20 protein-coding genes are annotated in these 22,178 nt (G+C 61.1%); 9 read left to right on the top strand and 11 right to left on the bottom strand.

Features of this window, described 5'->3' with window-relative positions; translation table 11 throughout:
- Nucleotides 1–4: 4 nt before the first annotated feature.
- Nucleotides 5–1,270: a ubiquinol oxidase subunit II gene (cyoA, locus tag OVA07_RS16690; RefSeq protein WP_268172808.1), complete on the bottom strand. Its 1,266-nt coding sequence runs from the start codon at nt 1,268–1,270 to the stop codon at nt 5–7.
- Nucleotides 1,271–1,398: 128 nt separating this feature from the next.
- Here cyoA and OVA07_RS16685 point away from each other — a divergent pair, with 128 nt between their 5' ends.
- A complete protein-coding gene (locus OVA07_RS16685; protein WP_268172807.1) occupies nt 1,399–2,700 on the top strand; it encodes an MFS transporter in 1,302 nt (433 codons plus the stop codon).
- A gap of 130 nt (nt 2,701–2,830) precedes the next feature.
- Here OVA07_RS16685 and OVA07_RS16680 read toward each other — a convergent pair whose 3' ends face one another.
- Nucleotides 2,831–3,205 carry a tetratricopeptide repeat protein gene (locus OVA07_RS16680; RefSeq protein WP_268172806.1) on the bottom strand — a complete coding sequence of 125 codons (375 nt, stop codon included), beginning with the start codon at nt 3,203–3,205 and terminating at the stop codon, nt 2,831–2,833.
- 265 nt (nt 3,206–3,470) lie between these two features.
- Between OVA07_RS16680 and OVA07_RS16675 the strand changes: the two genes are divergently transcribed.
- The gene (locus tag OVA07_RS16675) at nt 3,471–5,021 is read left to right on the top strand and encodes a hypothetical protein (protein ID WP_268172805.1); all 1,551 of its coding nucleotides are present in this window, start codon (nt 3,471–3,473) and stop codon (nt 5,019–5,021) included.
- 91 nt (nt 5,022–5,112) lie between these two features.
- A complete protein-coding gene (locus tag OVA07_RS16670) occupies nt 5,113–7,773 on the top strand; it encodes a TonB-dependent receptor domain-containing protein (RefSeq protein ID WP_268172804.1) in 2,661 nt (886 codons plus the stop codon).
- A gap of 71 nt (nt 7,774–7,844) precedes the next feature.
- On the opposite strand, the gene arsH is transcribed toward OVA07_RS16670, so the two are convergent.
- From arsH to pobA, 7 genes are all read right to left on the bottom strand, one after another.
- On the bottom strand, nt 7,845–8,594 hold the full coding sequence (gene arsH, locus OVA07_RS16665) for an arsenical resistance protein ArsH (protein WP_268172803.1): 750 nt from the start codon (nt 8,592–8,594) through the stop codon (nt 7,845–7,847).
- Nucleotides 8,591–9,271: an aquaporin gene (locus tag OVA07_RS16660; protein ID WP_268172802.1), complete on the bottom strand. Its 681-nt coding sequence runs from the start codon at nt 9,269–9,271 to the stop codon at nt 8,591–8,593. The genes arsH and OVA07_RS16660 overlap by 4 nt, the downstream gene beginning before the upstream one ends.
- Complete coding sequence (arsC, locus tag OVA07_RS16655; RefSeq protein WP_268172801.1) at nt 9,268–9,699, bottom strand: arsenate reductase (glutaredoxin); 432 nt, start codon at nt 9,697–9,699, stop codon at nt 9,268–9,270. The genes OVA07_RS16660 and arsC overlap by 4 nt, the downstream gene beginning before the upstream one ends.
- Nucleotides 9,700–9,711: 12 nt before the next feature.
- On the bottom strand, nt 9,712–10,041 hold the full coding sequence (locus OVA07_RS16650; RefSeq protein WP_268172800.1) for an ArsR/SmtB family transcription factor: 330 nt from the start codon (nt 10,039–10,041) through the stop codon (nt 9,712–9,714).
- A gap of 135 nt (nt 10,042–10,176) precedes the next feature.
- Nucleotides 10,177–12,543, bottom strand: a complete 2,367-nt coding sequence (locus OVA07_RS16645; RefSeq protein ID WP_268172799.1) for a TonB-dependent receptor domain-containing protein — start codon at nt 12,541–12,543, stop codon at nt 10,177–10,179.
- A gap of 273 nt (nt 12,544–12,816) precedes the next feature.
- On the bottom strand, nt 12,817–13,491 hold the full coding sequence (locus tag OVA07_RS16640; protein WP_268172798.1) for a winged helix-turn-helix transcriptional regulator: 675 nt from the start codon (nt 13,489–13,491) through the stop codon (nt 12,817–12,819).
- Nucleotides 13,492–13,569: 78 nt separating this feature from the next.
- The gene (pobA, locus tag OVA07_RS16635) at nt 13,570–14,739 is read right to left on the bottom strand and encodes a 4-hydroxybenzoate 3-monooxygenase (RefSeq protein ID WP_268172797.1); all 1,170 of its coding nucleotides are present in this window, start codon (nt 14,737–14,739) and stop codon (nt 13,570–13,572) included.
- 116 nt (nt 14,740–14,855) lie between these two features.
- Here pobA and OVA07_RS16630 point away from each other — a divergent pair, with 116 nt between their 5' ends.
- A complete protein-coding gene (locus tag OVA07_RS16630) occupies nt 14,856–15,746 on the top strand; it encodes a helix-turn-helix domain-containing protein (protein ID WP_268172796.1) in 891 nt (296 codons plus the stop codon).
- Nucleotides 15,747–15,800: 54 nt separating this feature from the next.
- Nucleotides 15,801–17,129, top strand: coding sequence for an ATP-binding protein (locus tag OVA07_RS16625; protein WP_268172795.1), 1,329 nt, complete (start codon nt 15,801–15,803; stop codon nt 17,127–17,129).
- A gap of 188 nt (nt 17,130–17,317) precedes the next feature.
- Here the strand turns inward: OVA07_RS16625 and OVA07_RS16620 are convergent, their stop codons facing one another.
- Both OVA07_RS16620 and OVA07_RS16615 read right to left on the bottom strand, forming a co-directional pair.
- Nucleotides 17,318–17,446, bottom strand: coding sequence for a hypothetical protein (locus tag OVA07_RS16620; RefSeq protein ID WP_268172794.1), 129 nt, complete (start codon nt 17,444–17,446; stop codon nt 17,318–17,320).
- 12 nt (nt 17,447–17,458) lie between these two features.
- Nucleotides 17,459–18,370 (bottom strand): beta-1,6-N-acetylglucosaminyltransferase, encoded by a 912-nt coding sequence (locus OVA07_RS16615; protein WP_268172793.1) that lies wholly within the window; start codon nt 18,368–18,370, stop codon nt 17,459–17,461.
- A 518-nt stretch (nt 18,371–18,888) separates the two neighbouring features.
- Here OVA07_RS16615 and OVA07_RS16610 point away from each other — a divergent pair.
- The 4 genes from OVA07_RS16610 to OVA07_RS16595 are packed head-to-tail and all read left to right on the top strand — an operon-like array spanning nt 18,889 to nt 22,152.
- Nucleotides 18,889–20,022 carry a cobalamin-independent methionine synthase II family protein gene (locus OVA07_RS16610; RefSeq protein WP_268172792.1) on the top strand — a complete coding sequence of 378 codons (1,134 nt, stop codon included), beginning with the start codon at nt 18,889–18,891 and terminating at the stop codon, nt 20,020–20,022.
- A complete protein-coding gene (locus OVA07_RS16605) occupies nt 20,019–20,411 on the top strand; it encodes a nuclear transport factor 2 family protein (RefSeq protein ID WP_268172791.1) in 393 nt (130 codons plus the stop codon). Before OVA07_RS16610 ends, OVA07_RS16605 begins: the two co-directional genes overlap by 4 nt.
- Nucleotides 20,408–21,163, top strand: a complete 756-nt coding sequence (locus OVA07_RS16600; RefSeq protein ID WP_268172790.1) for an IclR family transcriptional regulator — start codon at nt 20,408–20,410, stop codon at nt 21,161–21,163. Before OVA07_RS16605 ends, OVA07_RS16600 begins: the two co-directional genes overlap by 4 nt.
- Entirely contained in the window at nt 21,160–22,152 is a 993-nt protein-coding gene (locus OVA07_RS16595; protein WP_268172789.1) for a nucleoside hydrolase, read from the top strand. The genes OVA07_RS16600 and OVA07_RS16595 overlap by 4 nt, the downstream gene beginning before the upstream one ends.
- Nucleotides 22,153–22,178 lie beyond the last annotated feature (26 nt).

Below are 22,178 nucleotides of genomic sequence, written 5' to 3'. Positions count from 1 at the left end.
GTTGTCAGGAAGCGGAATTGTCGGATGAAGTGGCAAGGTGCATCGCCCGGTTAGGCTTAGCCTGCACGGGATCGGGCCACACCATCCCTGCACCGCGCAGGGTGCCGGTGCTGACAGGCGCCTTCACCTCGTGGCCCATCGCCGTCATCGGGCGGTTGTCGCCGCAATAGGCCTTGATGAACACCTGATCGGCTTCAGTCAGCAGGCCGGGCAGGGCGGTGCTGATGTCTTCACGGCCAAACTTGTCATATGTCAGCGCGGCCACGTTCCAGCGGCCTGCCGCTCCAGTGCCGCCCTTTGCGTCCAGCGCCATCATCTGGCTCATGCACATCTTGCCGGGCCGCACGCACAGGTCGACCACCGCGTCGAACAGGTCGGGCGCAACGCTGGCAAAGTGGCGCACCGGCTCCTTCTCGCTGGGCTTTTCCAGCTTTAGATAGGCCGCCCGGTCCAGTTCGCCCGCGCCATCGCGCACGCCCTTGGCCCATGTGGCAAAACCACTGTCCGAAACCCCGCGCATGGCAAAGCGCATGTTGGAAAAGCCTGCGCCGCTGTAATTGGCGGAAAAGCCTTCAAACTGCCCCTGCCGGTTCAGCACCGCATGCAGCTTGGTTTCCATGCCTGGCATGGCATAGATTTGGCCTGCCAGCGCCGGGGCATAGAACGAATTCATCACCGCCGAAGACGTAATGCGGAACCGCAAGGGCCGGTCCACTGGCACCACCAGTTCGTTGACCGTGGCGATCTTCTGTTCGGGATAGATGAACAGCCATTTCCAGTCGAGCGCCACCACCTGCACTTCCAGCGGCTTGGCCTGCGCCGGAACCTCGCGCGCATGGTCGATCCGCCCGATGGTGCGATAAGGGTCCAGCAGGTGCGTCCCCACCCATGTCAACGCGCCCAGCGCAATGATGATGAGCAGCGGGGCCGACCAGATCACCAGCTCCAACTGGGTCGAATGGTTCCAGTCGGGCGCATAGTCCGCTTCCGTCTGTTCACTGCCCGCGCGGTATTTCCACGCGAACCACACCGTCAGCGCCATGACCGGCACGATAATCAGCAGCATCAGCCATGTGGATAACACCACAAGGTCGGCCTGCTGGCGCGCAACGTCGCCCGCAGGGTTCATCACCACCCAATCCCCACTGCACCCGGCCAGCAAAGCGGTCAGCGGCGCAATGGCGATGGTGCGCAGGGCCTGCGCTGCACCACCGGACCAGAGAGCACCGAAAAAGGGCTGTGGGGACGAATCGAGAGAGGATCTGGGCATGCCCGCGCCGTTACGATTGGCGGCATGGGCAAACGATAGGACATTTTGTCCAATCCCCTTGATCCACATCAATGACGATAGGGCGATTGTCAGCACCCGCACATGCGCCACCCGGAGAATCACCAGTCATGTCAGCCGCCGTTATCGACGCCCCCGAAGCCGAGGACGCGGGCCATGGCGTTTCGCCGGGTGACATTGCCATTGGCGTCATCATCGGGCGCACGTCCGAATTCTTCGACTTCTTCGTCTATGCCATCGCCTCGGTGCTGGTCTTTCCCGGCTTCTTCTTCCCGTTTGTCGATGCGCTGACCGGTACGCTCTATTCGTTCATGGTCTTTGCGCTGGCCTTCATCGCGCGGCCATTCGGCAGCTTTGCCTTCATGGCGGTCGATCGTGCCTATGGCCGGGGCGCAAAGCTGACCATCGCGCTGTTCCTGCTGGGTGGCTCCACCGCGGCTATCGCCTTCCTGCCCGGTTATGCCACGCTGGGGTCATCGTCCATCGCCCTGCTGGCGCTGTTCCGCATGGGGCAGGGGTTTGCCCTTGGCGGCACATGGGATGGGCTTGCCTCGCTGCTGGCGTTGAACGCACCTGCGCACAAGCGCGGCTGGTATGCCATGATCCCGCAGCTTGGCGCACCCTTGGGGCTGATCGTCGCCAGCCTGCTTTTCGCCTTCTTCACCGCGTCACTTCCGGCGGCTGATTTCCTTGATTGGGGCTGGCGCTTCCCGTTCTTCGTCGCCTTCGCCATCAATGTCGTGGCGCTGTTCGCGCGGTTGCGCATCGTCGTCACGCCTGAATTTCAGCGCCTGTTCGAAACTCGCGATCTTCAGCCTGAACGGGTCGCCGTCACCCTGCGCAGCGAATGGAAAACCATTGTCATCGGTGCTTTTGCCCCGCTCGCCAGCTTTGCCCTGTTCCACATGGTTACGGTGTTTCCGCTGTCGTGGGTGTTTCTGTTCACCCGCGAAACGCCAACCCGCTTTTTGTTGATCGAAGCCGCCGCGGCCGCGCTGGGCGTGCTGGCCATTATCGTGTCGGGCCATCTGGCAGATCGTTATGGCCGTCGCCGCCTGCTGGGTGCATCTGCTGTCGTCATCGCAGCGTTCAGCGGCTTTGCACCGCAGCTTCTGGCATTGGGGCAGGGCGGCGAAATCGCCTTCATGCTGACAGGATTCATCCTGCTCGGCATCGCCTTCGGGCAGTCATCGGGCGCGGTATCGGCCAACTTCGCCACACGCCATCGCTACACCGGCTCTGCGCTTACCAGCGATCTTGCCTGGTTGTTCGGTGCAGGCTTTGCCCCGCTGGTGGCGCTGTGGCTGTCGGCCCAGTTCGGCCTGCTGGCATCGGGCGCTTATCTGCTGTCAGGGGCCGTGGCGACGCTGGCCGCGTTGTGGTTCAACAATGAACTGGGCCGCAACGGCTAACCTCTTTGCCCCAACCTCTTCGCGGTCGCGTTTGCGCAAAACAAAACAGGCTCTGGCGCCCATCACGCCAGAGCCTGTCTGCGCTCCCCGAAACCGAACCGTGCAAGGTTCGGCCCAGACCTGATGTGGTTTACCGCAGGGCCAGCACTTCGCTGCTGCCAAGCTGGTTCAGCGCGATGTTGGCGGCGCGGCGTGAATCCACCCAGCGGCCATTGCCCAGTTCCACGTCGAACCTGTCGTCACTGCTGACCGCTGCCTTGTAGAGGCGTTGCGCTTCGTCCTTGCGGCCCAGCATCTTGTAGGCGGTGCCAAGGTTGATAAGCGCCAGTGGATCGCCCGCGCGGGCAAGTCCGCTCTTTTCGATCGATGCGATGGCCGCTTCTGGGCGACCGGCCAAGAGTTCGTGATAGCCGACGTCGCTTTTTTCAACGGTCGGGGCCGGAACGGTCAGCGTAACCGGGGCCGGGGTGGACAGTGCAGCAGCAAGGAAAAGCGTGATCGACATGGTGGCTCTCCGGTTCAAATCTCGTCGTTGAAACGGAAGCTATGCGAATCACCCGGCCCCCTGCAACTAAACTGAAACATTGTCACAAAACTGCAATCGAAGAACCCGCAGCTTCCCGTTCACTTCGTCACATTTGTCAAATAACCGTCAGACATTTCGACATAAAACTGTCAGAAAACCGCAAACAGCCTGTCACTTTACGCTCCTAGATCACCCCTCGTTGAAGGCGGGAATCGCTTCCGCCGATATCCATGGGGGATACCACGTGAAGAATTTCCACGGCTTGCTTCTGGTCGGTTGCAGCGCCATCGCGCTCGCTGGCTGCGGCCCGACCGACATTGCCTCGCCAGGCACCGGCGGCAACGTAACCATCACTTACCCGACGCCCACGCCCACCCCGACGCCAACCCCCACGGCCACGCCGACGGTTACGGCTGCCGCTGGCTGCCCCACCATTTCGGACCCGCAGGGCCTGACGGATTCGGGCAAGCTTGCCACCACGCAGGGCGAATGGCGCGTTTGCACGCTGCCCGCGCGCATCAACACCTCGATCACGCTGCCCAAGATTGCCGGCCTGCTCTATTCGATGAACGGCCGCGTTGACGTCGGCACCGACGCTGGCTTCAGCAGCACCAGCAACACCGTCACGCTGACCATCGAACCCGGCGTGATCCTGTTCGGCAACACCGGCACGTCGTGGCTGGCTGTCAACCGTGGCAACCGCATCAACGCCGTCGGCACCGCCACCGCGCCGATCATCTTCACCAGCCGCGACAACGTGCTCGGCCTCAACACCGAAACCTCGCAGGGCCAGTGGGGCGGCGTCGTGCTGATGGGCCGTGCGCCAATCACCGATTGCACCACCGGTTCGGTCGCCAGCGGTTCCACCGCCAGCACCTGCGAACGCCAGACCGAAGGCGCGGCTGACCCTGCCCTGTTCGGCGGCACCAACAGCGCCGACAACAGCGGTTCGCTCAAGTATGTCCAGATCCGCTATTCGGGCTACGTGCTGGGTTCGAACTCCGAACTTCAGGCGCTCACCCTCGAAGGCGTCGGTTCGGGCACGCAGCTTGAATACATCCAGAGCTACAACAGCTCGGACGATGGCGCTGAATTCTTCGGCGGCACGGTCAACATGAAGCACTACATCGCGGTCGGCGCCGACGATGACAGCCTCGACATGGATACCGGCGTTCAGGCCAACCTTCAGTACCTCCTGCTGATCCAGCGCGCTGGTTCGGGCGACGCGCTGATGGAACTCGACAGCAACGGCAACGAAGCGCAGACGCCGCGTCAGAAGTCGGTGATCTCGAACTTCACCGCCATCCAGACGGCGACCAGCAGCAACAACGAATCCAACGACCAGGCTGCACTGCTGTTCCGTGGCAACTCGGACATCACGCTGGTCAACGGCATCGTGAACACGCCGGCCAACGAATGCATCCGCATGAACGGTTCGGGCGGCGCCAATGCGGCTACGCTTACCGCACGTTCGGTTGCGATGACCTGCAACAGCACCAAGTATCTCGGCACCGGCACTTATACCGCCACGCAGGTTTCGGGCTTCTTCGGTTCGGGTTCCAACGGCAACAACGACGCCCTGACCTCGACCCTGACGGGATACGTCAACGGTGCCAACGAAACCGCCGTCAGCGCGTTCGACGTGACCACGCTGTCGTCCTACTTCACCGCCACGACCTATATCGGTGCGGTCAAGGACGCCAACGACACCTGGTATGCCGGTTGGACCTGCAACAGCGGTGCCGCCAACTTCGGCACCACCAGCACGGCCTGCACCCTGCTGCCGATCACCTGATCGGCCGCCTTTCCGGGATATGGGGGGTGGTCGCCAGCGGCCGCCCCCTTTCTTGCACTGATAATTCCTTTTCCCCAGGGGGGACGACACCATGAATACGCCGCGGCTCGCAACCATGCTGCTGCTTTCCACCGCGCTGCTCGCTCCGGCAGTCGCTTTCGCGCAGGATGCCACCCCTCCGGCTGAACCGGTTGTGGATGCGCCTGTCGATGCCGCTGCCGAAGCACCGCAGGAAGAAGCGCCCGAAGTCTCGATCCCCGGCGGCGAAATCGTCGTCACCGGCCAGCGTGATCGCAATATCCAGCGCGCCGCTCCGCAGGTTGTGTCGGTCCTTGGCACGGCAGAAATTGCCCGTACCGGCGAAGGCAACATCGCAGGCGCGCTTGGCCGCGTCACCGGCCTCAGCGTGGTCGGCAACGGCTATGTCTATGTGCGCGGTCTGGGCGATCGCTATTCGCTCGCACTGCTCAACGGCTCGCCGCTGCCCAGCCCCGAACCGCTCAAGCGCGTCGTCCCGCTCGACCTGTTCCCCTCCAGCATCATCGCCTCGTCGCTGGTGCAGAAGTCCTATTCGGTGAACTATCCGGGTGAATTCGGCGGCGGTGTGGTCAATCTCACCACCAAGTCGGTGCCGCAAGAGGCCTTCGTCAGCATTGGCGGCGGCATTGGCGTCGATACCGAAACCACCAACCAGCTTGGCTATACCTACTATGGCTCCAGCACCGACTGGACCGGGTTCGACAATGGCCAGCGCGATTTCACCAGCGCCCTCAGCAGCTTTTTTGCCAGCGGCGAACGCCTCAGCGCGGGCAATGTCGATGGCGTTGAACTGGCCAAGGGCATCGTCAACACCCGCAATGGCCTGACCCAGAAGATCCCCAACATGGCCCCCAACTGGTCGGCCACGCTTTCGGCGGGCAAGTCGTTTGAATTGGGCGAAGCCACGTTGGGCGTGATCGCCACCGCAGGCTACAACAACAAGTGGACCACGCGCGACGTCCTCAGCCAGACCTCGGTGGATTCCGATCTGGCCGATCTTCAGTCCAACTTCCGCCGCGTCACCACCGACAATCGCATCGTCGTCAACGGTATGCTTGGCCTCGGCCTTGAATTTGGCCGCAACAAGATCCGCTGGACCAACCTCTACATCCGCGACACGCTCAAGCACACGCGGATGAGCCTGGGTCAGCGCAACCAGACCACCGTTGATTACCAGCAGCAGGAAACCGCCTGGTACGAACGCCAGCTCATCGACACCCAGATCGTTGCCGAATTGAAGCCGCTCGATGGCCTCAGCGTCGATCTGCGCGGCGGCTTTGCCAATTCGCAGCGCGAAGCGCCCTATGAACTCGGCTTCGAATATGTCCGCACGAATGTCGAATCCGATCCGCTCGGCCAGTATTTCGTCAACAACCTCGATGGCAACGCGGGCAAGGCCACGGTCAGCTTCTCCGACCTGAATGAAGATCTGTGGTCAGGCGGCATCGACGTTTCGTACAAGATCATGCCCGCCGTTACCGCCACGGTCGGCTATGCCTATGCCGATACGCGCCGCACCAGTTCGCGCCGCGACTTTCAGTTCCGCGCCACCGATCTGCCCGATGGCGTGAACATGTTCCGCCCCGATTACCTGCTCAGCCATTCGGTGATCGAAGCGTTCAACATCGGCCTGATCGACACCAACGAAGGCAACCCTGCCTTCCTCGCCACGCTGCGCAACCACGGCGCCTATGCCAAGATCGACGCGCAGCTTTCCGATACGCTGCAGCTTGATGCAGGCGTGCGCTATGAAACCGCCAAGCTGGTCGTCTCGCCCATTCAGGTGTTCAACGACACTGCTGGCGTCACGTCACCGACCAGCCTGAACAACGACTACTGGCTGCCCGCTGCAACCCTTACGTGGTCGTTCCGCGATGACATGCAGGTGCGCGTCAACGCATCGAAGACCATCGCCCGCCCGCAGTTCCGCGAGCTGATCTATCAGTTCTACTTCGATCCTGACACCAACCGCACCTATCGCGGCAACCCCAACCTTCAGGACAGCCAGCTTACCAACGCCGAAGCGCGCTATGAATGGTATTTCGACCGCGATCAGCGCTTCTCGGTTTCGGGCTTCTGGAAGAAGATCAAGAATCCCATCGAAAGCTTCGTCAGCCTCGAAAGCGACAACTTCGTCACCAGCTTCGCCAACGCGCCGGAGGCTGATCTCTATGGCGTTGAGCTTGAACTGCAGAAGTATTTCGACCTGTCCGACTGGGGCGGCATGTGGGAAGGGCGGCGCCTGGCGCTGATCCCCAACTACACTTACACCAAGTCGAAGCTGAAGGTGAAGGAAGGCGATACCACGTCGTATTACCTCGCCGCATCCAACCGCGCGCTGGACTACTTCACCGATGGCGCACCGCTGACCGGGCAGTCCGAACACATCGCCAACGTCCAGATCGGTCTTGAAGATACCGATGGCCTTTCGCAGCAGACGCTGATGTTCAGCTATGCCAGCAAGCGCGTGTTCAGCCGTGGCCTGCTCAACACAGGGCAACCGGACATCTTCCAGGATCCCGGCCTGCGCATCGATTTCGTCGTCCGTCAGGGCTTCGATCTGTTCAAGAAGGAACTGGAGCTGAAGTTCGAAGCCCGCAACCTGACCGGTCGCAAGAACTTCGAATATCAGCAGTCGGGCAGCAACCGGGTTGAAGTGAACACTTATGACGTGGGCCGCACCTTCCAGCTTTCGGCCTCGATGAAGTTCTGATCCCCCTCAACAATCCACCCTCAGGAGGCGGCCTTCACCAGAGGCCGCCTCTTTTTTTGGGTTGGTATCGCTCACGCACTATCGGCAAGTGCCGCGTTTGCCCGGTCTGCTGACGGATCGACCATCGTGCCAGACGCCTTGCGTTCGGAATATCGGTCAACCAACTGACCTGCATGGGGGCGCATCAGCACGGTTATCCGCACCAGTTCTTCCATCACATCGACGATCCGGTCGTAATAGCTGGACGGCTTCATCCGGCCCGCTTCGTCGAATTCCTTGTAGGCCATGGCGACAGACGACTGGTTGGGTATGGTGAACATGCGCATCCACCGGCCCAACAGGCGCAACGTGTTCACCGCATTGAACGATTGCGAACCGCCCGAAACCTGCATCACTGCCAGCGTTCGCCCTTGCGTCGGACGGCGGCCTTTCATCTCCAGCGGCAGATGGTCGATCTGCGCTTTCATGATGCCCGTAATCGCACCGTGGCGTTCCGGGCTGCACCAGACCTGACCTTCGGACCACAGTGAAAGTTCGCGCAGTTCATGAACCGCCGGATGGTCATCGCCCGCGATCTGGTCGGGCAGGGGCAGGTCCGATGGGTCGAAGATGCGCGTTTCGGCTCCGAATGCCTGAAGAATGCGCGCCGCTTCCTCCACCGCCAGCCGCGAGAACGACCGTTCGCGCAAGGAACCATACAGCAGCAGGATGCGCACCGGTGGCTGGTCGCCACCCAGCCCTATCGCTGGGCGATCAATCAGAAAGCGGCGGTCTAGTGCGGGCAGATGATCGGGTTCGGGCAGGGCGCGCAGACGGCTCATGCAGTATCCTTTGAAGTATCGTCAAAAATGACCGCGGCCACCAGCAAGGCCGCAACGGCTCCGGCCAGTTGCGCGGCGATGAATGCGGGCACGTCCAGCGGCGCAATCCCGGCAAAACTGTCGCTCATGGATCGCGCCACGGTGATCGCCGGATTGGCAAAGCTGGTGGATGACGTGAACCAGTATGCGGCGGTGATATACAACGCGACGCTGGCCGGAATGCAGGCGGGGCGCATCTTCGCCGTGCCGAGAATTGTCAGCACCAGCCCGAACGTGGCAATCGCCTCGCCAGCCCATTGCCCGGTGCCGGTCCGCACCTTGTCAGACACTTGCAGGATCGGCATGTCGAACATCAGGTGCGCCGCCCACACGCCCACAATCCCGCCGACAAGCTGCGCCAGCACATAGGCCAGCGCAGTGTCGCTGCGAATTTCGCCACGCAGCCGCATTACCAGCGTCACCGCCGGGTTGAAATGTGCGCCCGATACCGGGCCGAACATGGCGATCAGCACAAACAGCATTGCGCCCGTCGCCAGCGTATTGCCCAACAGCGCCACCGCCACGTTTCCACCCGACAGCATTTCGGCCATGATGCCCGATCCGATCACCGTTGCGAACAGCAACGCGCTACCCAGCGCTTCGGCGGCAATCGCCCGGCAATTCGGGCTGCATTTCATGCCGGTTGCGTGCGCTTGCCGGTGGCGTCCACCACCTGTTCGCCATCTTCCTTGGCAAATGCGCCGCGCTGCGCATCAGGCAGGATATCCAGCACGGCCTCCGACGGGCGGCACAGCCTGACGCCCAGTGGCGTTACCACGAGTGGCCGATTGATAAGGATGGGGTGCGCTATCATCGCATCGATCAGCGCCGCGTCACTCAGGGTTTCGTCCGCCAGCCCCAGTTCGGCAAAAGGCGTGCCCTTTTCACGCAGCAACTGACGCGGCGTGATCTGTGCCGTGGCAATCATGTCTTCCAGTAGAGCGCGCGAAGGCGGGCTTTTCAGGTATTCCACCACATGCGGCTCAACCCCCGAATTGCGGATCAGCGCCAATGTGTTGCGCGACGTTCCGCATTCGGGATTGTGATAGATGACGATAGTGGTCATGTCGCTTGTCCTTCAACAGCAGGTAAGTTCGGCCAGCAGCGGCGCGCACAATTCGGCGCGGCCCTGGCAGCAATCCTTGGCCAGAAATAGCATGACACCGCGCAGCGCATCGATGTTGACCCGCTGGATTTGCTGGCGCCCGCGTTTTTCCGACATGACAAGGCCGGCCTTGGCCAGCACGGCCAGATGGGTGGAAAATGTGCTCTGGTTCAGGCCGCTGGCGTCCACCAGTTGTCCGGTGGAAAGGCCTTCAGGTTCATGCCGGACAAGCAACCTGAACGTCTCCAGCCGCGTGGGGTGGGCCAGAGCCGCCAGAATCGACAGGGCGCTATCGGTATCCATCCATCGGAATTACCCGATGGATTTTGCGTTCGTCAACAACGCATCGTGATTTCCAGATACATTGTTGCTCGTTAAAGTGGGAAACGCTCGAACACCCCGCCCGGAAACAGCCCATCCGGGCGGGGTGATCAGCTATCAGAACCGCGCGTTCAGGCTGACCCAGTAACTGCGGGCCTTGTCCTTGTTGTTGTAATCGTCGACGAAACTGGCGGTGTATGACCCATCGCCGTTGTCGATGAAGTTGGTCTGATAGCTGGTGAAATCCTTGTTCGTCAGGTTGTTCACTCGCCCGCCAATCGTGATGCTGTCATTGATCCGGTACTGCGCGCTCAGGTTTAGAACGGTGTAGCTGCGGAAATAAAGCTGGTTGCCGGTGACCGTGTCCACCCCGCGATAGCGGCGCGACCGATGCTCGGCGTTAAGCTGGGTGCTCAACCGCTGGGTCACCGCCCAGTCGATCCACGCATTGGCCATATGGCGCGCAGTATTGGTCAGCGGCAGGCCTGCGCTTGCCCCGCTCTTCTGTTCGCTGTCGGTAAAGGTATAGTTCGCGCGGATGTTCACGCTGTCGATCAGGCGCAGCCTGCCGGCCACTTCCACGCCCTGAATCACCGCCTTGTCGATGTTGGTGGGCTGGCTGATCGTTCCACCCAGACCCAGAATTTCCCAATAATCTCCCAGATTGCCGCAAGGGCGCACACCGCCGGTTACCGCGCAAGGCTGGACCGTGGCGGTGGCGATCTTGTCGTTGAAGTCGTTCTTGAAATAGGTGACGTTGATGCCTGTCCCCGGCGTCGGATCCCAATATACGGCAATTTCGGTGTTTACGCTGGTTTCGGGGACAAGATCGGGATTGCCGATCATCGGGCTGGTGCCCTGACCGCCAAATCCGCGAATGCCGTCATAGAGGTCAGTTGTCTTGGGCGTCTTGAAGCCGGTGCTGACGCCACCTTTGACAACCAGTGTCGGCGTCACATTCCACACCGCATAGGCGCGCGGGCTGAACTGGCCGCCAAACAGGTCATGTTCGTCATAGCGCATGCCCAACGTGATGGTCAGTGGTTCGAAAGGCGACCAGTTATCTTCGGCAAAGACCGACCACTGCTTTTGCTTCTGGACCGCCTGAAGGCCATCGGTTGACGCTTCAAGCCCGAACACGCCGTCCTTTAGATCGCCATTGATATACTGCCCGCCTACAACGAATTCGTGGCCCCCGGCAAAACCTTCCACCGGCACGACCAAACGGCCGTCCAGCGTATATTGGCTGCTTTCAAGGTCACGGTCGGGGCGGGGCAGGAACGTGTCCGCCGCAATCTGGCGGCGCACCGCTTCGCTCAGGCCTGCATAAATGCCGCGCGCGCTGTAGATTTCCTGAAGCAGCAGGCGCTCCGCAACCGAAAAAGGCCGGGTGCGGCCAAGGTTTTCGGTGGCAACATGGGCCAGCGAAACGAAGCTTTTGCCAAAGCCCCAATCGCCCTGATGCGTGATCGACCAGTTCGTGCGGTTGAACTGCTGCTTTTCCTTATAGCCGACCTGGGGCGCAACCACTCCGCGCGATGCCCGCCAGATCGTGTCGATACCGTCCAGCGTGCCCAGCGGAAAGCTGACAATGCCGGTCTGCGGATCGACCATCGGGGAATTGTCGTATTTCTGGCGGGAAATATCATAGTCTAAATCAATGGTGTGGCCCTCGGCCACTTTGACGGTAAGCGTGCCGCCCACGCTGAAATTGGTGTTGTCCACCGTGCGCCCGCCACCGCCAAAGCCCAGGGCGCGGACTTGCGTGACGCCAGCCGGATCGACCACAGGTTCAAACTGCGGATTGGATGCCATCCGTTCGTAAATCGAACCGCGCAAGGCTATGCCCAGCCAGTCCCCTGCCAGCGGCCCGGCCAATGCGGCATCCAGCGTCATGTCATTGCCGAAGCGATCGTCTTCTTGAAAGCTGCGACCGACTGTGACCGAACCTGACCAGCGCGGGCTGACCGGTTTGGTGATGATGTTGATGACACCGCCTAGGGCATCTGCACCATACAGCGTCGATGCCGGGCCACGGATCACTTCGATGCGCTCCACCGTGTCCAGCGGTGGGATATGGTTGAACTGGTTGCCGCCAAAGCTGTTGGGATAGATGTCGCCATGGTTGTTCTGGCGCTTTCCGTTAATCAGCAGCAGCGTGTATTCTGGCCCCATGCCGCGAATGCTGATGGTGCGCTGGCCTGTCTTGTCCGACGTTTCGCCCACGTCCACGCCTTCAAGATCGCGCACCGCATCGATCAGCGTCATATAGGGGCGCTGCGCCAGTTGTTCGGCGGTCACCACGCTGATGCTGGCGGGGGCATCGACGATCTTCTGTTCAAACCCGGCGGCGGTCACCACGATTTGCGGATCCGATTCTGCATCTGCTGCAAATGCGGGCATGGCGGCCAGTGCCACGCTCAACGCGCCCAGCGCCGACGTGCAGCGATGCGCAGCACCCAGCTTGAAACGAAACACGGACATTGAACCCCCTTGGCTAATGCGAATGATTTGCGATAATGAAGCGCGAATTGCCTTTCGTTCGCAAATAGGCAAGCGGAAGTCGGGTCTGAAACAATTTGTAATTTTCTGAAATCATACAGAAAATTATTACTGAAGAAGATTTTCCCACGATCCCGGCGCATCATCCGGCGCAGGTGGCAATGGCCGCTGCTGAACAAAAAAACCCGCCCGGATAAGGGATGTCCGGGCGGGGCAATCACTGCCTTGAGGGGTGTGGGGAAGGCAGCGGGAAGTTCAGGGCCGGTCGAGCACGTATCCCAGCGATCGCACCGTGCGCAGCGGTGATCCTGCGCCGACATCGCGCAGCGCGCGGCGCAGGCGGCTGACCCATGCATCCACGGTGCGTTCGTCAATCGGCTGGTCGTGCTTGCCCAGCGCGGTGATAAGCTGCTGGCGGCTGAAGACATGGCCCGGCTGTTCCATCAGGTAACGCAGCAGGCGCAGCTCGTTGGGCATCAGCATCAGCGGCTTTTCCCGCCACCGCGCCTGCAATGCCGCCAGATCCAGCGTCAGGTCGCCCATGCGCAGGGTGCGGGCGGGGGCTTCGTGTTCGGGTAACTGCACCGACAGCACGCGGTCCAGCAGCGCGCTTCGGTCAATCGGTCCCATGATATAATCGTCCGCGCCCGCGCGCAGCGCCCTTCGCCGCGCCTCGGCGTCGTCCTCTTCCAGAATCATCGTGATATGCGCGTTCTGGCCCAGCCCATCGGCGCAGCGCAGCCTGCGGCACAGTTCCAGCCCGGACAGTTCGGGCAGCACCCAGTCGATGAAGGCCCACGGCTGGCCCTCCATCAATGGCAGCGGCGCATCCGCTTTCCAGCGATGGAACACCACGCGAAGGTCGGAATGCTGAAAAGTTTCCCGCCCGCCCGAAAGCTCTCCGGTAAGCAGAATATCGATATGCCGCATGCAAAAAGCCCCTGTCGAACAGGGGCTTTCTGTCCCGGCTATGTGACGGGCGCATGACGATATTACAAAGCCTTGCCTTTACACGGGCAGGCCCACGTAATTTTCGGCAATGCTGGTCTGCGCGGCAGTGCTGGTGGCGATGTAATCCAGTTCCGCCACCTGCATCGCGCGTTCGAACGGTCCATCATCGGGGAAACGGTGCATCAGCTTGGTCAGCGACCAGCTGAACCGTTCCGACTTCCACACCCGCGCCAGCGCCTTGGCCGAATAGCCCACCACCGCGTCGTTGTCGCCGCGCTTGAAGAACGCGCCCAGCGCTTCGGCGGCATAATGCACGTCGCTCGCCGCAAGGTTCAGCCCCTTGGCCCCGGTTGGCGGCACGATATGCGCGGCATCCCCGCACAGCAGCAGGCTGCCATGGCGCATCGGTTCGAACACGTATGACCGCAGCGGCGCGATCGACTTTTCGATCGATGGCCCGCGCGTCATGTTCGCCGCAGCGTCCGGTCCCAGCCGCACGGCCAGTTCGTCCCACACGCGATCATCGCTCCAGTCTTCGACCTTTTCGGTCAGCGGCACGTCCACGTAATAGCGGCTGCGCGTGTGGCTGCGCATCGATGCCAGCGCAAAGCCGCGTTCGTGGTTGGCATAGATCAGTTCGTGGTTGCACGGCGGCACATCGGCCAGAATGCCCAGCCAGCCGAACGGATAAACTCGCTCGAACTCGCGCGCCACGCTAGCCGGAATGGCTTTGCGGCTCGGCCCGTGGAACCCGTCGCAGCCAACGATGAACCGCGCGTCCACCCGCTGCGCGACACCGTCCCTGGTATAGGTCACATAAGGCGCATCGCTTTCGATATCGAACAGCGCCACATCGCCCACGCCATATTCCACCTGCAGCCCGCGTTCGGGGGCCGCGTCCATCAGGTCGCGGGTGATTTCGGTCTGGCCATAGACCACCACCGTCTTGCCGGTCAGGTTCGCCACGTCGATGCGAATCAGGCGTTCGCCATCGGCCAGATTGAAGCCTTCTTCGACCAGCCCTTCAGCCTTCAGTCGTGCGCCCAGCCCCAGCCGATCCATCAGGCCTACGGTGATTTGTTCCAGCACGCCTGCACGAATGCGGCCCAGCACATAATCCGGCGTCTGCCGTTCCAGCACTACGCATTCGATGCCCTCGGCCTTCAAGAGATGGCCCAGCAGCAGGCCAGCAGGCCCCGCGCCAATAATGGCGACTTGCGTTTTCATCGCTAAACTCTCCCACGCGCCCGCAAAACCGACATCCGGGCAATGATCGGTAACTTGACAGGACGCGGCCAAACCGGGAATGCCCGCACAGGACAAACCACTGGCACTTTCAGGACATGGCCCAGCCCATCCCCACATATGCCCTCTATGGCGAAGGGCAGGCACTGGCCTCCGGCGGTTTCGCGCATATCGAAACCATTGCCGAACGCAGCGCGCTGCATGATTGGGAAATCGGCGTCCATCGCCACGATCATTTCGTGCAAGTCCTTCTGGTAGAGGAGGGACATGCCGCCATCACGCTTGATACCGCCACGGTCGATCTTGAAGGGCCGGGCAGGGTGATCGTGCCCGCCGCTGCCGTCCACGGCTTCCGCTTCCGTCAAGGCACGCGGGGCTTTGTCCTCACCCTGTCCACAGACTTTTCCACACGCACCCATGGCCCGGCAGACCAGTTGCTCACCGCTCTGGCCCAAGGCGGCGCAGCACCCCTGCCGCCTGCTGCTGCTGCCCGTGCCCATTGGCTGGCGCATGAAATGCTGCGGTTACAACAGGAATGGCAGGAACAAGACCCGCTGTTCCTTGCCCTTGCCGAAGCCCTGATCCGCACCCTTGCCCGCGAAACTCCCGTCGCGGATGAAGCCGCCCGCGCCGATCCGCGCCTCACGCGCTTTCGCCAACTGGTCGAACTCCATTTCCGCCAGCACCACGGGCTTGATTTCTACGCCGCCTCGCTTGGCCTTACCCGCCGCACGCTGTCGCGCCTTACCGCCGCGCACCTCGGTTGCAGCCCGATGGAGGTGATCCACCGCCGCCTTACGCTCGAAGCGCGCCGTCTGCTGCGCTACACCAATGCCACGGCCAGCCAGATTGCCGCCGAAATTGGCTTCGATGATCCGTCCTACTTCTCGCGCTTCTATCTGCGCATGACCGGACGCCGCCCGGTGGATGACCGGACCGCCACCCATTTGGTCAATACCACCAAGGTTGACCAAACCGGTCCACAATGAAACCACTGTTCCGCGCGGACACTCAAGAATCCGCCGCATATGAGAGGACGCCCGATGACCAACCGCAGCCCCCCGCGCTTTACCGTGGTCGTTGCGCTGCTGTTCGTCCTGCTGGCGTCGATCCAGCTTGCCGCCAGCCTGCTGTTCTATCAGGCGATTGATCGCCGCACCCTGCAGGAAGACCATGCCCGCCGCGTGGCCGAACTTCTGGTCGTGTCCACCCGGCTCTATGCCGTCTCGCCAGAACGCACGCCGGGCACGGTCAGTTCGCGCTATCTGTCTGCCGAACTCACCAATGCCCCGCAAACCCCGCAGGTCGCAAAGACCGATGTCTTGCGCGAAATCAAGAGCGAGATCGTCACCTGGGAACCAGCGCTGGCCAACCGCAATCTGCGCCTCGCGTTTCAGTCACAGCACGGCGGGCATAAGGATCTTGTCGGTTCGCTGCGCATGGATGATGGCCGCTGGCTCAACTTCCGGTCAAAAGACATCACTGCCCACTGGCCCATCGCCACCCGCGCCATCACCATCACGCTGGTCAGCACGGCGGCCATTCTCCTGCTCGGCCTTGCCGCGCTGTATTGGCTGGGCAAGCCGCTGCGCCGCCTGACGGCCGCCGCTCACGCTATCGGCCATGGCCGCGCGGTGGACATTTCCGAACATGGCCCGCGTGATCTGGGCGATCTGGCCCATGCCATGAACACCATGCAAACCCGCATTGCGCGTCTGCTGACCGATCAGGCAAAATCGTTCGAAGCCATCAGCCACGATCTGCGCACCCCGCTATCGCGCCAGAAAATCGCCGCAGACCTTATCGACGATGCAGAAATTGCCGAAATCGTGTCCGGCTCGGTGAACGAGATGGAGGGCCTGCTCGGCTCGCTCCAGTCCTATCTGCGCGCCCAGCACCTTATGGCCGAACCCGAACGGATCGATCTTGTCGATCTGGCCAAAGCCGTGGCCCAACAGATCAACGCCCGCACCACCACGCCTGACCTGCCCGTGGCGCTTACCGTCACAAGGGCGGGGCAGGGCAGCACCGCAGCGATAACCTTCCCCGAACCTCTGCGCCTCACGCTGACCGCGCTGGCAGAAAACGCGGTGCATTATGGTACCCGCGCCGAAATCACCGTGGAATGCCCCGCCGAAGGCCGCTGCACCATCACCGTGGAAGACAATGGTCCCGGCATAGACCCTGCCTACTTCACCGAAATCCTCGACCCGTTCTTCCGCCTCGACGAAGCCCGCACGCGCGATACCGCAGGCTTCGGCCTTGGCATCCCCACCGCCAACCTCCTTATGCTCCGCTTCAACGGAGAGCTCACCTTTGGCCGATCAGATCGCGGCGGATTGAAGGCGGTGATCGGCGTGCCCGTGGGATAGGGGGCTGGTTTGTCTGCCCAGGCTTCGATGTCTGCATTTCCGCCAGCAAAGCTTCAGACTCCCATGCTTTTGCAGCCGTGAGCGCAATCTTGCGGCGATTTTCCAATGGCTCGCTGGTGGCTAGTGCTCGCTGCAGGGCTTCTTGTTGCCTGCAAAAACTGGCCAGAACACGCATAAGGAAGGATCTCCTATCGTTTCATGTTGTCAAGACCTGGAACCACGCCACGCTTGTCTTGAGGTGACGACAAAATCGGCTTTGGCTTGGCCGCCTTGGGCTTGCGGATTTCGCGGTTCGATTTTTTCTGTGATTTGGCCATGCGTTGATCCTTTCAGAGGGCAACAAGTTCCACTTTACGAGAATATGAATGCGGAAGAGATGCCTGAGGCGTCGGTTGATAGACATTTGCCCCCGGAGATTGGATATGCCTCTCCAGCATAGTAAGTATTTGAGAATCTATTTCTGCATCGAATTTTCGAGCAAAAAGATCTCTACTTATTTTCAATTGGAAAATGTCATTTTCTTCAAAATTTCTTGGTCGAAGCTTAATGGTTCCATCTGGAACCCAGTCAATCATCCGAAGATCATCATTTATGACAATGCCGTGATTTCCAATATTCATTAATACAGTTTGGAAAAAGGCTTCATCAGCAATGAAGCTGTTGCGATAGAAAGCCTTGAAGCGTTCAACCCGCGTGTCATGGCAGACAAATTCACAGAAGCTGCGGGTTACGGCTTTCCATTGCGTGCCGATGAAGGGCGTACCCTTGGAAAGATAGGGCCGCGAAATCCCGGTGGCTGTCATCCGGCCATGCTGTTCGACAAAGACATGACTGACCCGATTCAGGGTTTCTGGCCGTTCCTTGCGCTGGTCCAGTGTGCGAATGAACTGCTTGCCGGGGTTGGCGGCAAAAAACTGGCGGATGTAGTTTTGGCTCTTTAGCGGAAAATCTTGTCCGGACAGGTTGATGAAGTGGGTCCACTGGTCGTCCATCTCAAGCAGGCGGGCCATGCCGCGCAACTCAGCATCAACCAGACTGTAGCCACCCCAAAGCGCATCTTTAGGTTCAAGGATTTCGACGCCTTTGTAGGGGGCCAGAAAGTCGGCAATGTCGTCGGCCAAGGCTGCTCCCGATCGTTTGTCGACATGAACGACATACTGATTTCCCGGTGCGTAGATTGCTTTGAACAGACGCTTGAATTGCTTGGGATAGCGATGCACGAGCAGAAAATAGGCAATCATTTTTGCTAGCCTGTCCAAAACCGCTCATACTTGGCTGTCAAAATCCATGGCATGTCGATTGTTTTTATTGCCTCAGGAAAGCCAATCAAAAAGAATTTCTGATTGTGATGGGGCACCGCCAGACAGAATTTCGTTCGATATAACGAAAGGGCGCATATGCCATATGGGCAATGATCTTCGACAATACAAGGTTTTATGAATGTGGAGGCGCGGTGTATTGTATGGACGCCTCGCCCTGCTCAGGACAGTTTGTCGTGCACGATTTCAGCGCATTGCCCTGTCCTACAACCCCCTTCCCATGTCATGGCAGCAGCATGGTCCGCGCCAGTGCCATTTTTCCGCAAAAACTCCGTTCTCCCTTCCCGACGGGAGGCTTTACGGCTTTCCCTCTGGACTGTGTAAACAGTGTAAACCCCCAGCAGGGGCGAGACAGGGGAAAACCCCGCAAATCCGCTTGTTTCGCGCTGCTGAACCTCTATGAACATTTCACGGATATGAATTTGAGAGAGGCCTGAGGAATGGCGAAGATCAAAACCACCCACGTCGGTAGCCTGCCACGCGGCGACGAACTCACGCCGCTGCTTCTGGCCCGCGACAAGGGTGAAGCCTATGACGCCGCCGAATTTGACCGCGTGGTGTCAGTGGCGGTCGACGCTGCGGTCAAGGCGCAGGTCGAAGCTGGCGTCTCGGTCGTCTCGGACGGCGAACTGGGCAAAGTCGGCTACTCCACCTACATGATCGAACGCCTCTCCGGCTTCGGCGGCCATATTGATCGTAAACCAGCGGCCGACCTTGCCGAAGTGCCCAACCTCGTCAAAAAGCTGTCGGCCATCATGGGCAGCCAGGAATTCGTCCGCGCATCGTGCATCGGCGATGTCCGTCTGGTCACGCTCGACCCGCTGCACGAAGATATCCGCCGCTTCAAATCCGCGCTGGAAAAGCACGCCGCGCCCGACACGCAGGCCTTCATGAACGCCGCATCGCCCGGCCTCATCACCGCGTTTCAGGTCAACCGTCACTACCCCACTCACGAAGCCTATCTCGCCGATCTGGTCGATGCCATGCGTGAGGAATACGAAACCATCGTGGCGCAGGGCTTCTACCTCCAGCTCGATTGCCCCGATCTGGCGATGAGCCGCCACACCGGCTATCAGGATCTGACCGACGAGGAATTCGTGAAAGTCGCGGCGGCCAATGTCGAAGCGCTGAACGCTGCCACGGCCAACATCCCGCCTGAAAAGATGCGCATGCACATCTGCTGGGGCAACTACGAAGGCCCGCACGACCATGACATTCCGCTGGAACGGGTGATCGACGTGGTGCTGAAAGCGCGCCCTGCCACCGTCCTGTTCGAAGCCGCCAACCCGCGCCACGAACACGAATGGAAGGTGTGGAAAGACGCCAAGCTGCCCGATCACAAGATCCTTGCGCCCGGCCTGATCGACACCTGCTCGAACTATATTGAACACCCCGAACTGATCGCCCAGCGCATTGAACGCTTTGCCGCCATCGTCGGCGCGGACCGTGTGGTGGCCAGCACCGATTGCGGCTTCGGCACCTTTGCCGGTTACGGCAAACTTGATCCCATCGTCACCTGGCGCAAGCTGAAGGCGCTGCGCGAAGGCGCGGACATTGCGGGCAGCCGCCTGTGACGCCGGATCAACGCCGCGCGGCTGAACAGGACTGCGCCCGCCTGATCGCGCTTTACGCCAATCTCAACGACGATGCGCGCTGGGACGAAGTGGTGGCGCTCTATGCCGAAGACGGGGTGATGTTCCGCCCCACTGCGCCCGATGCAGGCATTGAAGGCCGCGCGGCGATCCTTGCCGCGTTCAAGGCCCGCCCTGCGCGCACCACCCGCCACGTCTGTTCCAACGTGGTGATCGATGTGGACAGCGAAAACAGCGCGCGCGGCACCAGCGCCATGCTGCTGTTCACCGGCGAGGGCGCGCCGCTGGTCGGATCATTCCACGACCGCTTCGTCCGCACGGCAGAAGGCTGGCGCTTTGCCGAACGGCGCGGGAGCCTGATCTTCAAATGAGCGCAGGTGCTGCCTCCAACCCGGTCAAATCGGCGATGCGTACGCTGGATGTGATCGAATATGTGGTGGCCAACCGCCAAGGCGCGGTGGCGCAGGAAATCGCCGCCGCGCTGGCCATTCCGGTCAGCAGCCTGTCCTATCTGCTCGCGACCTTGACCGAACGGGGATACCTTGCCCGCGAAGGACGGCGCTATTTGCCGGGGCCGGGGCTGGAACGGCTGCGCGCGCCCGCTGCCGCGCTGACGCTGGAAGACCGGGTGGCCCCGCTGGTCCGCGCGCTGCGCAGCGAATTGAACGAAACGTCGTCGTTCATGGTCCGGCGCGGGTGGGAAGTGGAATCGCTGGTCACCGAAGCCAGCGATCAGGCGCTGCGCTATGCGGTTGATCCGGGCACACGCCGCCCGTTACATGCATTGGCTGCGGGCAAGATTCTGCTGGCGTGGATGGAACCGCAGGAACTGGCACGCTATTTCGCTGATGTGGAGCGCGAGGCGCTGACCCCCTCCACCCGCACCGGCGAGGCTGATCTGCGCGCCGATTTCGCGCAGATCATGGCACGCGGCATCAGCATCGCCCGTGAAGAAGCAACGCCGGGCATTTGCGGCATGGCGGTTCCGGTGTGGTTCGATGCACAACTGGCAGGCGCGTTCAGTGTGGCTGTGCCTGCCGTGCGATTTGACGCAGGGCTGGAACAGCGCATCGCCGTAGTGCTGAAACGGGTTGCCGCCGCGGTGGAAGGAAAGCCGGAATGAACCGCCGTGATGTTTTGGCAATGGGCAGTGCCGCCATGGCATTGTGCATCGCGCCCATGCCGGTGCACGCCAATCCGCAAGGGCGCGTCCGCGTGATCGTGGACAATGATCTGTCCGGCGATCCCGATGGCCTGTTCCAACTGGCCCAGCATCTGCGTTCGCCGTCGGTTGATATCCGCGCGATCATCGGGTCGCACCTGCATGAAAAAGAGCCGTTCGATCCCAGCGATCGACAGGCTGCCAATGCAGCCGACAAGGCGCGCGAACTGCTGGCGCTGATGGGCCTTGGCGGGACTGTCCCTGTGCTGGCAGGCGTGGAAAGGGCGCTGGCAACAGCCGCCGTGCCTGCGCGGACACCGGCAACCGATGCGATCATTGCCGAAGCCCTGCGCGATGATCCGCGCCCGCTCTATTACTGTGCCGGGGCCGGGCTGACCGACCTTGCCATGGCACTCTTGATCGAGCCGCGCATTGCCACGCGCATGACGCTGGTGTGGATCGGTGGTGCGGAACATCCCGGCCTTGCCGTGCCGCCGCCCGGCGCGCCGGCCGCCGAATACAACCTGACGATTGACCGTGTGGCGACACAAGTGGTGTTCAACCAGTCGGCCATCACCATCTGGCAGGTGCCGCGCAATGCCTATCGCCAGATGCTGGTCAGCAATGCGGAATTGCAGGAACTTAAGCGGCAAAGCGCTTTGGGTGCGTGGCTGGTGGCCCATATCGAAAAGCTGGCGGCGCTGGCTGCCAAGGCCCGGTTCGACATTGGCGAAACCTATATCCTTGGCGACAATCCGCTGGTCACGCTGACCGCGCTGCAATCGTCGTTCGAACCCGATCCGTCATCCAGCGAATATGTGACGCGCCCCGCGCCGAACATTGGCGATAACGGATTGTATCTGGAAAATGCACAAGGCCGCCCGATGCGCATCTATACCCGCATCGACACCCGCCTGACCTTTGCCGACATGGCGCTGAAGCTGCGGTAATATCAGACCGTGAAGTGTGCCCGACG

Source organism: Novosphingobium sp. SL115, from assembly GCF_026672515.1.
Lineage (GTDB): Bacteria > Pseudomonadota > Alphaproteobacteria > Sphingomonadales > Sphingomonadaceae > Novosphingobium.
The sequence above is the reverse complement of the archived record's forward strand: the minus strand, read 5'-3'. Positions and strand labels throughout refer to the sequence as shown.

Coding starts and splice junctions, on each gene's coding strand:
- cyoA (WP_268172808.1), bottom strand. CDS start 1,270: ATGCCCAGATCCTCTCTCGATTCGTCCCCACAGCCCTTTTTCGGTGCT.
- OVA07_RS16685 (WP_268172807.1), top strand. CDS start 1,399: ATGTCAGCCGCCGTTATCGACGCCCCCGAAGCCGAGGACGCGGGCCAT.
- OVA07_RS16680 (WP_268172806.1), bottom strand. CDS start 3,205: ATGTCGATCACGCTTTTCCTTGCTGCTGCACTGTCCACCCCGGCCCCG.
- OVA07_RS16670 (WP_268172804.1), top strand. CDS start 5,113: ATGAATACGCCGCGGCTCGCAACCATGCTGCTGCTTTCCACCGCGCTG.
- arsH (WP_268172803.1), bottom strand. CDS start 8,594: ATGAGCCGTCTGCGCGCCCTGCCCGAACCCGATCATCTGCCCGCACTA.
- OVA07_RS16660 (WP_268172802.1), bottom strand. CDS start 9,271: ATGAAATGCAGCCCGAATTGCCGGGCGATTGCCGCCGAAGCGCTGGGT.
- arsC (WP_268172801.1), bottom strand. CDS start 9,699: ATGACCACTATCGTCATCTATCACAATCCCGAATGCGGAACGTCGCGC.
- OVA07_RS16650 (WP_268172800.1), bottom strand. CDS start 10,041: ATGGATACCGATAGCGCCCTGTCGATTCTGGCGGCTCTGGCCCACCCC.
- OVA07_RS16645 (WP_268172799.1), bottom strand. CDS start 12,543: ATGTCCGTGTTTCGTTTCAAGCTGGGTGCTGCGCATCGCTGCACGTCG.
- OVA07_RS16640 (WP_268172798.1), bottom strand. CDS start 13,491: ATGCGGCATATCGATATTCTGCTTACCGGAGAGCTTTCGGGCGGGCGG.
- pobA (WP_268172797.1), bottom strand. CDS start 14,739: ATGAAAACGCAAGTCGCCATTATTGGCGCGGGGCCTGCTGGCCTGCTG.
- OVA07_RS16630 (WP_268172796.1), top strand. CDS start 14,856: ATGGCCCAGCCCATCCCCACATATGCCCTCTATGGCGAAGGGCAGGCA.
- OVA07_RS16625 (WP_268172795.1), top strand. CDS start 15,801: ATGACCAACCGCAGCCCCCCGCGCTTTACCGTGGTCGTTGCGCTGCTG.
- OVA07_RS16620 (WP_268172794.1), bottom strand. CDS start 17,446: ATGGCCAAATCACAGAAAAAATCGAACCGCGAAATCCGCAAGCCCAAG.
- OVA07_RS16615 (WP_268172793.1), bottom strand. CDS start 18,370: ATGATTGCCTATTTTCTGCTCGTGCATCGCTATCCCAAGCAATTCAAG.
- OVA07_RS16610 (WP_268172792.1), top strand. CDS start 18,889: ATGGCGAAGATCAAAACCACCCACGTCGGTAGCCTGCCACGCGGCGAC.
- OVA07_RS16600 (WP_268172790.1), top strand. CDS start 20,408: ATGAGCGCAGGTGCTGCCTCCAACCCGGTCAAATCGGCGATGCGTACG.
- OVA07_RS16595 (WP_268172789.1), top strand. CDS start 21,160: ATGAACCGCCGTGATGTTTTGGCAATGGGCAGTGCCGCCATGGCATTG.